Source organism: Streptomyces ruber (assembly GCF_014648075.1).
GTDB classification, from domain to species: domain Bacteria; phylum Actinomycetota; class Actinomycetes; order Streptomycetales; family Streptomycetaceae; genus Streptomyces; species Streptomyces ruber.
In genome coordinates this window covers 307,751-320,697 of the sequence record NZ_BMQK01000005.1, presented here as the reverse complement: position 1 = coordinate 320,697, position 12,947 = coordinate 307,751, and the positions used below count along the sequence as shown (strand labels likewise).

Here is a 12,947-nt window from a genome sequence, read left to right as displayed (position 1 = left end):
ACCCATCTCTGCAACGACCCCAGAGATCCTACAAGGACTCCGGTGTCCGGTTCCCGCGCACCATGGCGACGAACAGCGCGTGCATCCGGTGGTCGCCCGTCAGCTCCGGGTGGAACGACGTGGCGAGCGCGTTGCCCTGGCGGACCGCGACGATGTGGCCGTCGTGCTCGGCGAGCACCTCGGTCTCCGCGCCGACGGACTCCACCCAGGGCGCGCGGATGAAGACGCCCTCCACAGGATCGCCCTCGACGCCGCGCACGTCGACCGCCGCCTCGAAGGACTCGTTCTGCCGGCCGAAGGCGTTGCGGCGCACGATCATGTCGATGCCGCCGATCGTCTCCTGGCCCGCGCGCGGGTCGAGGATCTTGTCGGCGAGCAGGATCATGCCCGCGCAGGTGCCGTAGACCGGCATGCCGTCGCGCACGCGCGCGCGGAGGGGTTCCATGAGGCCGAAGAGGGCGGCCAGCTTGGAGATGGTGGTGGACTCGCCGCCGGGGACGACCAGGCCGTCGACCCGGGCGAGTTCCTCGGGGCGCCGCACCGGCCCGGCCACGGCGCCGGCCACGGTCAGGGCGGTGAGGTGCTCCGGCACGTCGCCCTGGAGGGCGAGCACTCCGATCACGGGCGCGGACATCACCAGCCCCGGTCGGCGTAGCGCTCACCCTCGGGCAGGGTGTCGAGGTTGATCCCGACCATGGCCTCGCCGAGGTTGCGGGAGGCGTCCGCGACGATCTTCGGGTCGTCGAAGAAGGTGGTGGCCTTCACGATGGCGGCCGCGCGCTTGGCCGGGTCGCCGGACTTGAAGATGCCGGAGCCGACGAAGACACCCTCGGCACCGAGCTGACGCATCAGGGCTGCGTCGGCCGGGGTCGCCACGCCGCCGGCGGAGAACAGCACGACCGGCAGCCTGCCCAGCTCGGCGACCTCCTTGACCAGCTCGTACGGGGCGCGCAGCTCCTTGGCGGCGGCGTACAGCTCGTGGTTGTCGAAGCCGCGCAGCCGGGCGATCTCGTTCTTGATCTGCCGCAGGTGGCGGACCGCCTCGACGACGTTGCCGGTGCCGGCCTCGCCCTTGGAGCGGATCATGGCCGCGCCCTCGGCGATGCGGCGCAGGGCCTCGCCCAGGTCGGTGGCGCCGCAGACGAACGGCGTGGTGAACGCCCACTTGTCGGAGTGGTTGACCTCGTCGGCGGGGGTGAGGACCTCGGACTCGTCGATGTAGTCCACACCGAGGGACTGCAGGACCTGGGCCTCGACGAAGTGGCCGATACGGGACTTGGCCATCACGGGGATGGAGACCGCCTCGATGATGCCCTCGATCATGTCGGGGTCCGACATGCGGGCCACGCCGCCGTCCTTGCGGATGTCCGCGGGGACCCGCTCCAGGGCCATGACGGCGACGGCGCCCGCGTCCTCGGCGATCCTCGCCTGTTCCGGGGTGACGACGTCCATGATCACGCCGCCCTTGAGCTGCTCGGCCATGCCGCGCTTCACGCGCGCGGTGCCAGTCTCGGGGGCGGGGGCGGAGGTGGGAAGCGAGTCGGACACGAAGACCTCACTCGGTGAAGGGGGTTGCTGCCAGCACCGAGGAAACGTGAGGTGAGCAGGCCACAGCAAGGGCCAATGGGCAGGCGGTGGCTCGTTTCCGGGGGCGCGGCACGGGGCCCGTGCGGGCCGGATCACACTCCCGCGCGGTCCACCAGTGCCGTCGGCGGCTCGTCGTCCATCTCGAAGGCCATCGGGAAGGGGGCGTGGCCCGCGAGCCGGAACCAGCGGACCTTGCGGTGCCGGCGGAGCGCGCGGGCGGCCCGTACGGCGTCGTTGTGGAAGCGGCGCGCCATGGGCACCCGGCGCACCGCCTGGGCCAGTTCCCTGGCGGCCTCCTCGCCGCCCGGCGCCTCCCGTACCGCCTCGACCTGCGCGGGTTCCGCGAGGACGGCGCGCAGCGCCTGGCTCAGCTCGCTCTCGGCGACCTCGCGCTGCTCCTCCTCGGCCTGCCGGGCCGCGTGGGCGGCCTCGTACAGCACGATCGAGGCGGCCGGGTCCAGCACCTTGGAGGTGGCGAGTTCCTGGGCCACCGAGGCGCGGCGCAGCAGTTGCGCGTCGAGGGCGGCGCGGGCGGCGTCGATCCGGGCGTGCAGCCGGTCGAGGCGGCCCGCGGTCCAGCTCAGGTAGAGGCCGATGGCGACCAGGCCGACGAGGATCCAGATCAGGGTTGCGCTCACGGGCGGCAAGGCTACCCGTACGGGTCGCGCGGCCCGTACGGGCCGGAAGGACGCCGGTCAGTCCCGCGCCAGGCCGAACCGGGCGCGCCGCCCGGTCCGTTCGTCGGCGGCGACGGCGGCCGCTCCGTCGGTGACCGTCTCGTACACGGACAGGATGTCCGCGCCCACCGTCGACCAGTCGAAGCGCCGGACGTGGGCGCTGCCCCGTTCCCGCAGTTCCTGGCGCCGCCCGGGGTCCGCCAGCAGCCGTACGGCCGCGGCGGCCAGCGCGTCCGCGTCCTCGTTGGCGTACAGCTCCCCCGCCTCGCCCTGGTCCAGGACCTGCGCGAAGGCGTCCAGGTCGGAGGCGAGGACGGGCGCGCCCGCCGACATCGCCTCGACCAGGATGATCCCGAAGCTCTCGCCGCCGGTGTTGGGGGCGACGTACACGTCGACGCTGCGCAGGAAGCGTGCCTTGTCCGCGTCGCTGATCATGCCGAGGAACTCGACGCGCGACCGCATCTCCTCGGGCAGGCTCGCCACGGCCTCCTCCTCGTCGCCGCGCCCGGCGACGAGGAGACGGGTGCGCGGCCGTTCGGCGAGGATCTTCGGCAACGCCTTCATCAGGACGGGCAGGCCCTTGCGGGGCTCGTCGATGCGGCCTATGAAGCCGAGGGTCTCGCCCTGCCAGTCGGGGTTCGGCTTGGCTCGTGCGAAGAAGTCGACGTCGACGCCGTTCGGGATGACGACGGCGTCGCCGCCGAGGTGCTCGACGAGCGTGCGGCGCGCGTACTCGCTCACCGCGATCCGCGCGCTGATCTTCTCCAGGGCGGGCTGGAGGATCGGATACGCGGCGATCATCGCCCGCGAGCGCGGGTTGGAGGTGTGGAAGGTGGCGACGATCGGGCCCTGCGCGGCCCAGCACGCCAGCAGGCCCAGCGACGGCGAGGCGGGCTCATGGATGTGGATCACGTCGAAGGCGCCGTCGTGCAGCCAGCGCCGCACCCGCGCCGCCGACAGGAACCCGAAGTTCAGCCGGGCGACCGAGCCGTTGTACGGGACGGGGACGGCGCGGCCCGCCGAGACGACGTACGGCGGCAGGGGGGTGTCGTCGTCCGCCGGGGCGAGGACGGACACCTCGTGTCCCAGGGCGAGGAGGTGCTCGGCCAGATCACGGATGTGGAACTGGACGCCGCCGGGGACGTCCCAGGAGTACGGGCAGACGATACCGATCCTCAACTCCGCTCTCCCTCCGGCTCGGACGACAGCTCCGAGGACGGCTCCGACGGCCGCGCCGGGCGGGGCTCCAGGTCGGCGACCCACAGGCGCTGCAGCATGTGCCAGTCCTCCGGACGCTCGGCGATCCCCGCGGCGAAGACATCGGCCAGCGCCTGGGTCATGACGGACGTCTTCTGCGGGCGCGTACCCGACTCGGGCACCGCGACCGGCGCGTGCACCTGCCCGCGCATCACGGGCGAGTCGTCGTACCGGAGCGTCACGGGCAGCAGCGCCGCGCCGGTGTGCTGGGCGAGCAGGGCCGGTCCGCCGGGCATCCGCGCCGTCTCGCCGAAGAAGTCCACCTCGACCCCGGACGCGGACAGGTCGCGGTCGGCGACCAGGCAGACCAGGCCCCCCTCGCGCAACCGCCGGGCCAGCGTGCCGAACGCGGTGCCGCCGGTGTGCGGCAGCACCTCCATGCCGAGGCTCTCGCGGTAGGCGACGAACCGGTCGAACAGCGTCTCGGGCTTGAGGCGCTCGGCGACGGTCGTGAGGGGCATCTTCAGCTCGGTGGTGGCCCAGGCGCCCGCGAGGTCCCAGTTCGCGAGGTGCGGCAGGGCTATGACGACGCCCTTGCCGGCGGCGAGGGCGTCGGCGATGTGGTGCATGCCCTTCACCTCGACGCCGTTCCTGATGCGCTCCTCGCTCCACACGGGCAGCCGGAACGACTCCATCCAGTACCGCAGGTACGACCGCATACCCGCGCGCGAGAGCTCGGCCAGGCGCTCCGGGGTCGCGTCCGGCACCACGCGCGCGTAGTTGCGCTCCAGGCGGAGGACGCCCTCGCCGCGCCGCTTCCAGGTGAGGTCGGCGATGGTGCGGCCGAGCGCCGCGGCGGCGGGCTCGGGGAGTTTCTTGACGGTGCTCCAGCCGAGCCCGTACAGCCCGTCCGTCAGCCGGTCCCGCGCGTTGCTCACGAGGCGGCCTCGCTCCCGTGGGAGGTCCCGTGGGAGGCGTTGTCGGCGGCCTCGGCCTCCGCGGACTCCCGGCGGACCGTGACGACCCGCTGGACCAGCGTGACCAGGCTGCCGGCGGCGACGATCCACAGGGCGATCGGCAGCAGGACGTCGATGCCGGGCACGCCGAACGCGTGCAGGCCCGCGAACCCGGCAGCGACCAGCGAGATCACCAGCCGTTCGGCGCGTTCCACCAGCCCGTTGACCGCGACCGGCAGGCCGATCGACTCGCCGCGGGCCTTGGTGTACGACACGACCTGGCCGCTCGCCAGGCAGAAGATCGACACCGCGCACAGGATGTTGTCGTCGCCCTGTCCCGCGTACCAGAGGGCGAACCCGCCGAAGACGGCGCCGTCGGCGACCCGGTCGAGCGTGGAGTCCAGGAAGGCGCCCCAGCGGCTGGAGCGGCCGAGCTGGCGGGCCATGTTGCCGTCGACCAGGTCGGAGAAGACGAACAGCGTGATGACGACCGTGCCCCAGAAGAACTCGCCCCGGGGGAAGAAGACCAGCGCGCCCGCGACCACTCCGGCGGTCCCGACGAGCGTGACCGTGTCGGGGCTCACTCCGCGACGGATGAGGAACGTGGCGAACGGCGTGAGAACACGCGTGAAGAAAGCACGCGCGTACTTGTTCAGCATGGCCTTCCCGAGGGTCGGTGGGCCGCGCGGCCCCTGCTGGCCACCGGCTGGCCCATCGTAGTCACGCGCGCGTGCGGTCGACGGGTGGGCACCCGTGCCCCGATGTCACGTCCTGGTCACACGGGAGGCCCGGCCGGCGCGCGTGCGGGACACCGGCCGGGCCCGGCCGGGAGGCCGTCGCGATGGCGTCCGCCGTATGGACGCACCGTGACGGCGGTGGAAAGCTCGATGGCACCGCGGGCGTCATCGGAGCCGCCGCCGCCGGGGTGCACCGGTGCGGGAGGTTTCGCGTGTCCGCGCCCACAGTGACCTCACCGTGCACGGGAGGCTGGACCATGGGCGACAAGGCGAACGCACACCCTGGAGCCGCCGGCAGGGCCACGGCGGCCGACCACCCCGCGTCCGTACGGAATGTGGTGCTGGTCGGCCACAGCGGATCGGGCAAGACGACTCTGGTGGAGGCTCTCGCGCTGACGGCGGGGGCGGTGAACCGGGCGGGCCGCGTGGAGGACGGCGGCACCGTCTCCGACTACGACGAGATCGAGCACCGGCAGCAGCGCTCCGTGCAGCTCTCGCTGGTGCCCGTCGAATGGGGCGGATACAAGATCAACCTCCTGGACACCCCCGGGTACGCCGACTTCGTCGGGGAGCTCAGGGCCGGTCTGCGCGCCGCGGACGCGGCCCTCTTCGTCGTCTCGGCCTCCGACGGGGTGGACGGCTCGACGCGGATGGTGTGGGAGGAGTGCGCGGCGGTCGGCATGCCGCGCGCCATCGTGATCACCCATCTGGAGGCGGCCCGGGCCGACTTCGAGGAGATGACCCGCGTCTGCGCGGAGGAGTTCGGCGCGGCGGACCCCGACGCCGTGCTGCCGCTGTACCTGCCGCTGCACGGCCCGCAGGGCCCGGACGGGCACGCGCCCGTGACCGGGCTGGTCGGACTGCTGACGCAGCGGCTGTTCGACTACTCCTCCGGGGAGCGCAAGGAGTCCGAACCGGGCCCCGACCAGCTGCCGCTGATCGAGGAGGCCCGCAACCGGCTCATCGAGGGGATCATCGCCGAGAGCGAGGACGAGACCCTGATGGACCGCTACCTCGGCGGCGAGACCGTCGACGTCAAGACGCTCGTCGAGGACCTGGAGCGGGCCGTCGCGCGCGGGACGTTCCACCCGGTGCTGGCCGCCGCCCCCGCGGCCGAGGGCGCCCGCCAGGGTCTCGGCACGGTCGAACTGCTGGAGCTCGTCACCGGCGCCTTCCCGACCCCGCTGGAGCGCACGGTGCCCGAGGTGACCACGGTGGACGGCAGGCCCCGGGAGATCGGCGCCTGCGACCCGGACGGCCCGCTGGTCGCCGAGGTCGTGAAGACGGCGAGCGACCCGTACGTCGGCCGCCTGTCACTGGTCCGGGTCTTCTCCGGCACCCTGCGCCCCGACGAGACGGTGCACGTCTCCGGGCACGGCCTCGCCGACCGCGGGCACGAGGACCACGATGTCGACGAGCGGATCGGCGCCCTGTCCGCGCCGTTCGGCAAGCAGCAGCGCACCCTCACGCACTGCATCGCGGGCGACCTGGCGTGCGTGGCGAAGCTGACCCGCGCGGAGACCGGGGACACCCTGTCGGCCAAGGACGACCCCCTGCTCGTGGAGCCCTGGGAGATGCCCGACCCGCTGCTGCCGCTCGCCATCCAGGCGCACAGCAAGGCGGACGAGGACAAGCTCTCGCAGGGTCTCGCCCGCCTCGTCGCCGAGGACCCGACGATGCGGCTGGAACAGAACCAGGACACCCACCAGGTGGTGCTCTGGTGCCTGGGCGAGGCGCACGCCGACGTCGCGCTGGAGCGGCTGCGCAGCCGGTACGGCGTCCAGGTCGACCTGGTCCCGCACAAGGTCTCCCTGCGCGAGACGTTCGGGAACAGGGCGGCGGGGCGCGGGCGCCATGTGAAGCAGTCGGGCGGGCACGGGCAGTACGCGATCTGCGAGATCGAGGTGGAGCCGCTGCCGGGCGGCTCCGGCATCGAGTTCGTCGACAAGGTCGTCGGCGGGGCCGTGCCCCGGCAGTTCATCCCGTCGGTGGAGAAGGGCGTGCGGGCCCAGGCCGCCAAGGGGGTCGCCGCCGGGTACCCGCTCATCGACGTACGGGTCACGCTGCTGGACGGCAAGGCGCACTCCGTGGACTCCTCCGACGCTGCGTTCCAGACCGCCGGCGCGCTCGCCCTGCGCGAGGCGGCGGCCGACGCCAGGATCCATCTCCTGGAGCCGGTCGCCGAGGTGAGCGTCCTCGTCGGGGACGACTACGTGGGCGCCGTGATGAGCGACCTGTCGGGGCGGCGCGGCCGGGTCGTCGGCACCGAGCAGGCCGGCGGCGGGCGCACCCTGGTCCGGGCCGAGGTGCCGGAGATCGAGATCGGCCGGTACGCCGTCGACCTGCGCTCGCTCTCCCACGGCACCGCCCGGTTCAGCCGCCGCTACGCCCGGCACGAGCCGATGCCGCCCCAGCTCGCCGAGAGGATGCGTGAACAGGCCAAGGAGACATGAGAGTTCCCGGCACGCGGCGGTCGTGCCGCTGCCGGGCGGGGCCACGGCGCGGCCGGAGTCCGCGCTCCGGCGGGCGGCTTCGGCCGTCCGCCGACGGATGTCGGCGGCTGGGGATACGCTGATCGCCTGACCGGTGATGTGGTGTGATCTTCTTCCGGCCGTGTCGCCGTCGAGGCGATGAACTGATCAACAGGTGTGCGGAGCACCGAAGTCGGGAAGGCCGCAGAAGCAAGTGCAGCGGCTGAGGGGGCGGAATGTCTTTCGGCGATATCGGTCCAGAGGTCCCGCGCGCGGGATCACGGGCGATGGCGACGTTCGCGCTGGCCTCGGCGGCGTACCGGGACGACGAGGTCGGCAAGATCCTCGAAGCCAACAACGAGTGGCACCAGTCGACCGTCAAACCGCACCGCAAGTGGGCGACGATCTTCCGGCCCAACCTCGGTGAGGCGTTCTCCCAGGCGGTGGTCTCCCGGACGCTCGGGGTCGGCCGGAAGCCGCTCATCCAGTCCTTCGGCATCGAGCCGCAGACCGTCGTCGAGCACTGCATGGCGGCGAACCACCTCCGCAAGGAGCGCGACACCCGTCTGACCGCCGTCATGGTGGTGTGCGGTCTGCTCTTCCTGCCCGGCCTGCTGCTGTGGCTGCTGGTCTTCCAGATCCGCTCGACGGTCGCCAGGCGCGAGGACAAGCGCGCCGGGGCCCTCGCCACCACGGTGCTGGTCGCCGTGGGGGCACTCGTCGTGCTCTTCCTGGTGAAGATGCCGTTCACCGGCTTCTGGGCCTGGTACGCGCGCCTCGCGCTGATCGCTCCCGTCGTCGGCTGGTTCCTGGCCAAGCGCATCTGCGAGAGCACGGCGAAGGACCTGCGGGAGCGCTGGACGGGACTGCTGTCGGGCAGTGCCGTGGGCGCCCGGGTGCCCGAATCGGTGCCGAGCAGCCCCGGCGACGAACGCGCCGAGCGGCTGCGCCAGGCGTTCGGGGAGCTCAGAGACGAGCAGGCGTCGAACCACCTGTTCTACGCGGGCCCCAAGGGCGTCCTCGGCATGGGTACGCGCTGGGGCCACTGGTACCTCGCCGAGGACCTGGTCCCGCTCCCCTCCCAGCGGACGGAGGAGGCGCGCAGCACGGGCTCGCTGAGCATGGACCTGGCGAAGCACCTGGTGCCGGCCCCGGAGGTCGCCTCGTTCCAGAGCTTCGACCTCGCCAACGTCATCGAGCGGGCGCTGGGCGAGCTGCACAAGAGCCCGCTGAACACGGGCGGCTTCCCGCAGCCGGACGTGGGCCACTGGATCGTCACGCCCGTCCCGGCGGGAGCCGGAGCGGTCTCGCGCCCCTCCGATTACACGGCACACCGGGCCAACGCCAAGCAGCTCAGCGACATCTGCAACAACCAGCAGTTCGACAAGGGCGACCGGCACTACCTGGGCGTGCAGTGGACGCTCTGGGACGGACAGCTGGTGATCAGCATGCTCGTCACCGTGACCGTGCTGCACAAGACGCTGCGCGTCGAACTCACGGGCCACGCCCTGGGACCGGTGCACGGGCTGTTCATGAGCAAGCCGGCGGCGAAGACGAGGACCGTGTCCAAGAGCGTGCGGTTCTGGGAGACCCGTACGATCACGCTGCCGCTCGTCGACAACGACGAGGTGGTCCGGCTCGCGGCCCGCGCGCCGCTCACCTGGTACCCGCCCCTGCTGAACTGGCTCGGCGGCTCACTGACGCTGCCCGAGCCCTTCGGCCTGCGGCACGCCTGGGCGGAACAGCCGTGGAAGCACCGCTTCATGACCGACGACGTCCTGCGCACGGCCACCCCGGTGCTCCGGGTGGTGCACTCGGCCGTCATCGAGTTCCTCAAGGAGCACGGCGTGGACACGTCGAAGTTCGACAGCCGCTCCTCGGCGCTCAGCAGCGCGGTGCAGGACCCGACGCCCCGGAAGGCGGACGTGTACGACGCGTGATGCCGCCGCGCGCGGCGCGCGGCGGCACGGCACGCGGCCTCAGACCACCGGCCAGGCGTCCGCCAGCATCTTGCGGGTGTCGGCGAGGAGCTGCGGCAGGACCTTCGTGTGGCCCACGACCGGCATGAAGTTGGTGTCGCCGCCCCAGCGGGGCACGACGTGCTGGTGCAGGTGGGCGGCGATCCCGGCGCCCGCGACCGAGCCCTGGTTCATGCCGATGTTGAAGCCGTGGGCACCGGAGGCGGTGCGCAGCGCGGTCATGGCCTGCTTGGTCAGCTCGGCGAGCTCGGCGGTCTCCACGGCGGTCAGGTCCGTGTAGTCGGCGACGTGCCGGTAGGGCACGACCATCAGGTGGCCGCCGTTGTACGGGTAGAGGTTGAGCACCGCGTAGACGTGCTCCCCGCGCTTGACGACCAGCCCGTCCTCGTCCGACTTGGCCGGGATCGAGCAGAACGGACAGCCGTCGTCGGCCCCCGGGCCGCTCGGCTTGTTCTCGCCCTGGATGTACGCCATCCGGTGGGGCGTCCACAGGCGCTGGAACGCGTCCTGCGTTCCCACTCCGATCTGCTGCTCCGGCTCACTCGTCATGAGGTGCAGCATATGGCTTGGCCCTCGACAGGCGTGTCGGCGGGGCTCCGGCGGGCGGGCCCGGGCGCCAAGCTGGCGGGATGGGAGACGACAGCCGCGTGGACGACGGCCGGCCGGCCCGCTGGGAACGGCGTGCCGAGGGGCCGCTCCTGCTCGCCTCGGTGCTCTTCCTCGCCGCGTACACGGTGCGGGTGCTCGCGCCCGGTCTGCCCGGCGCGGTGCGGGCGGTCTGCCTCGCGGTGCTGGTGGCGGTGTGGGCGGCGGGCGCCGTCGACTACGCCGTGCGGTGGTGGCTGAGCGGGCGGGGCGCGGACTTCGTCCGCACCCACCCGCTGGACACACTGGTGCTGGTCCTGCCGCTGCTGCGGCCGCTGCGGCTCGTCCGCGTCTACGAGGCCGTGCAGCGGCGGACCGGGCGGCCACGGCTGCCGTTGCACGCCCGGGTCATGACGTACGCGGGTCTGGGCGCCGTACTGCTCGGTTTCACCGGGGCGCTCGCCGTGTACCAGCAGGAGCACACGGCACCGGAGGCGTCGATCCGTACCTTCGGGGACGCCGTCTGGTGGGCCTGCGCCACGCTGGCGACCGTCGGGTACGGAGATCTCACGCCCGTGACGCCCCTGGGGCGGGTGGTCTCGGTGGGCGTGATGATGTGCGGGCTGGCGCTGCTCGGCGCGGTGACCGGGTCGTTCTCCTCGTGGCTGCTCCAGGTGTTCGCACGGGAGGGCGACGAGGACAGCGCAGGACCCCCGGAGCGGTGACCTCCGGGGGCCCTCGGCGCCGTGCGTGTCAGACCTGGACGCGGTCCTCCACGACCTTCACGATCTTGGCGATGGCCTCGTCGACGGGGATGCCGTTCTCCTGCGAGCCGTCGCGGTAGCGGAAGGAGACGGCGCCGGCGGCCATGTCCTCGTCGCCCGCGATGACCATGAAGGGCACCTTCGCCTTCTGGGCGTTGCGGATCTTCTTCTGCATGCGGTCGGAGGAGGCGTCGACGTCGACGCGCAGCCCGGCCGCCCTGGCCTTGTCCGCGAACTCCTGGAGGTACGGCACGTGCGCGTCGCCGATCGGGATGCCGACCGCCTGGACGGGGGCCAGCCAGGCCGGGAAGGCACCGGCGTAGTGCTCGAGGAGGACGCCGAAGAACCGCTCGATGGAGCCGAACAGGGCGCGGTGCAGCATGACCGGCTGCTGCCGCGAACCGTCGGCCGCGGTGTACTCCAGGCCGAACCGCTTGGGCTGGTTGAAGTCGACCTGGAGCGTCGACATCTGCCAGGACCGGCCGATCGCGTCCTTGGCCTGGACGGAGATCTTCGGGCCGTAGTAGGCGGCGCCGCCCGGGTCCGGGACCAGTGGCAGATTCTGCTTCTCGGCGGCCTGCCGCAGCGCCTCGGTGGCCTCCTCCCAGTCCTCGTCCGAACCGATGAACTTGTCGGAGTCGTCGCGGGTGGACAGCTCCAGCTCGAACTCGGTCAGGCCGTAGTCGCGCAGCAGGTCGAGCACGAAGGTCAGGAGCGTGTCGAGCTCCTGCGGCATCTGCTCCTTGGTGCAGTAGATGTGCGAGTCGTCCTGGGTGAAGCCGCGCGAGCGGGTCAGGCCGTGCACGACGCCCGACTTCTCGTACCGGTACACGGTGCCGAACTCGAAGAGGCGGAGCGGCAGTTCGCGGTAGGAGCGGCCCCGCGACTTGAAGATCAGGTTGTGCATCGGGCAGTTCATCGCCTTGAGGCGGTAGTTCTGCTCGTCGAATTGGATGGGCGGGAACATGCCCTCCGAGTAGTGCGGCAGGTGCCCGGAGATCTCGAAGAGGTGCTCCTTCGAGATGTGCGGGGTGTTCACGAACTCGTAGCCGGAGGTCTCGTGCCGACGGCGCGAGTAGTCCTCCATGACCTTGCGGATCACACCGCCCTTCGGGTGGAACACCGCGAGGCCGGGGCCCAGCTCGTCCGGGAAGGAGAACAGGTCCAGCTCGGCACCGAGCTTGCGGTGGTCGCGCTTCTCCGCCTCGGCGAGGAAGTCCAGGTGCGCCTTCAGCTCGTCCTTGGACGGCCAGGCGGTGCCGTAGATGCGCTGGAGCTGCGGGTTCTTCTCGCTGCCGCGCCAGTAGGCGGCCGCCGAGCGCATCAGCTTGAACGCCGGGATGTTCCGGGTGGTGGGCAGGTGCGGACCCCGGCACAGGTCCTTCCAGCACAGCTCGCCGGTCTTGGCGTCGAGGTTGTCGTAGATGGTCAGCTCACCGCCGCCCACCTCCGCGTCGGCGCCGTCGGCGGCCTGCGCGGCGTTGCCCTTCAGACCGATCAGCTCGAGCTTGTACGGCTCGGCGGCGAGCTCCTCGCGGGCGGCCTCGTCGGTGGTGACCCGGCGGGAGAACCGCTGGCCCCGCTTCTGGATCTCCTGCATCTTCTTCTCGATGCGCTTGAGGTCCTCGGGGGTGAAGGGCTCCTTGACGTCGAAGTCGTAGTAGAAGCCGTCCCTGATGGGCGGGCCGATGCCCAGCTTCGCCTCCGGGAACAGCTCCTGCACGGCCTGCGCCATGACGTGCGCGGTCGAGTGCCGCAGGATGTTCAGGCCGTCCTCGGAGGAGATCTCCACCGGCTCGACGGTCTCGCCGTCCTCGACCTCGTACGCGAGGTCCTTCAGCTCGCCGCCCACGCGGGCCGCGACGACGGTGCGCTCGCCGGGGAAGAGGTCGGCGGCCGTAGTGCCCGTCGTCACCACGCGCTCTTCCCGCTCGGAATCGCGTTGGATGATCACACGGACGTCTGACACCGGTCTCTCCTGCCTGATGGCCTGA

Annotated in this window: 10 protein-coding genes and 1 pseudogene; 3 read left to right on the top strand and 8 right to left on the bottom strand. The window is 71.9% G+C overall.

The annotated features are described in order from the left end of the window. Nucleotides 1-28: 28 nt before the first annotated feature. The 6 genes and pseudogenes from pdxT to pgsA form a co-directional block, all read right to left on the bottom strand. A complete protein-coding gene (gene pdxT, locus IEZ04_RS15405; RefSeq protein WP_189217405.1) occupies nucleotides 29-634 on the bottom strand; it encodes a pyridoxal 5'-phosphate synthase glutaminase subunit PdxT in 606 nt (201 codons plus the stop codon). After that, complete coding sequence (gene pdxS / locus IEZ04_RS15400; protein WP_189217404.1) at nucleotides 634-1,548, bottom strand: pyridoxal 5'-phosphate synthase lyase subunit PdxS; 915 nt, start codon at nucleotides 1,546-1,548, stop codon at nucleotides 634-636. The genes pdxT and pdxS overlap by 1 nt, the downstream gene beginning before the upstream one ends. Nucleotides 1,549-1,679: 131 nt before the next feature. After that, on the bottom strand, nucleotides 1,680-2,225 hold the full coding sequence (locus IEZ04_RS15395; RefSeq protein ID WP_189217403.1) for a LemA family protein: 546 nt from the start codon (nucleotides 2,223-2,225) through the stop codon (nucleotides 1,680-1,682). Nucleotides 2,226-2,282: 57 nt separating this feature from the next. Then, a complete protein-coding gene (locus IEZ04_RS15390) occupies nucleotides 2,283-3,443 on the bottom strand; it encodes a glycosyltransferase family 4 protein (RefSeq protein WP_189217402.1) in 1,161 nt (386 codons plus the stop codon). Further along, the gene (locus IEZ04_RS15385; protein ID WP_189217401.1) at nucleotides 3,440-4,399 is read right to left on the bottom strand and encodes a phosphatidylinositol mannoside acyltransferase; all 960 of its coding nucleotides are present in this window, start codon (nucleotides 4,397-4,399) and stop codon (nucleotides 3,440-3,442) included. The genes IEZ04_RS15390 and IEZ04_RS15385 overlap by 4 nt, the downstream gene beginning before the upstream one ends. Beyond that, nucleotides 4,396-5,132 (bottom strand): annotated as a pseudogene (pgsA, locus tag IEZ04_RS15380) (phosphatidylinositol phosphate synthase). Before pgsA ends, IEZ04_RS15385 begins: the two are co-directional and overlap by 4 nt. 279 nt (nucleotides 5,133-5,411) lie before the next feature. On the opposite strand from pgsA, the gene IEZ04_RS15375 reads away from it, so the two are divergent. Together IEZ04_RS15375 and IEZ04_RS15370 are read left to right on the top strand one after the other, a co-directional pair. Further along, complete coding sequence (locus tag IEZ04_RS15375) at nucleotides 5,412-7,607, top strand: elongation factor G-like protein EF-G2 (protein WP_189217399.1); 2,196 nt, start codon at nucleotides 5,412-5,414, stop codon at nucleotides 7,605-7,607. A 305-nt stretch (nucleotides 7,608-7,912) separates the two neighbouring features. After that, complete coding sequence (locus tag IEZ04_RS15370) at nucleotides 7,913-9,565, top strand: AbeC-like domain-containing protein (protein ID WP_373296315.1); 1,653 nt, start codon at nucleotides 7,913-7,915, stop codon at nucleotides 9,563-9,565. 39 nt (nucleotides 9,566-9,604) lie between these two features. On the opposite strand, the gene IEZ04_RS15365 is transcribed toward IEZ04_RS15370, so the two are convergent. Then, entirely contained in the window at nucleotides 9,605-10,165 is a 561-nt protein-coding gene (locus tag IEZ04_RS15365) for an HIT family protein (RefSeq protein WP_189217397.1), read from the bottom strand. Nucleotides 10,166-10,233: 68 nt separating this feature from the next. On the opposite strand from IEZ04_RS15365, the gene IEZ04_RS15360 reads away from it, so the two are divergent. Beyond that, on the top strand, nucleotides 10,234-10,914 hold the full coding sequence (locus IEZ04_RS15360; protein ID WP_189217396.1) for a potassium channel family protein: 681 nt from the start codon (nucleotides 10,234-10,236) through the stop codon (nucleotides 10,912-10,914). A gap of 28 nt (nucleotides 10,915-10,942) precedes the next feature. Here IEZ04_RS15360 and thrS read toward each other — a convergent pair whose 3' ends face one another. Then, nucleotides 10,943-12,922 carry a threonine--tRNA ligase gene (gene thrS, locus IEZ04_RS15355; protein WP_189217395.1) on the bottom strand — a complete coding sequence of 660 codons (1,980 nt, stop codon included), beginning with the start codon at nucleotides 12,920-12,922 and terminating at the stop codon, nucleotides 10,943-10,945. Nucleotides 12,923-12,947 lie beyond the last annotated feature (25 nt).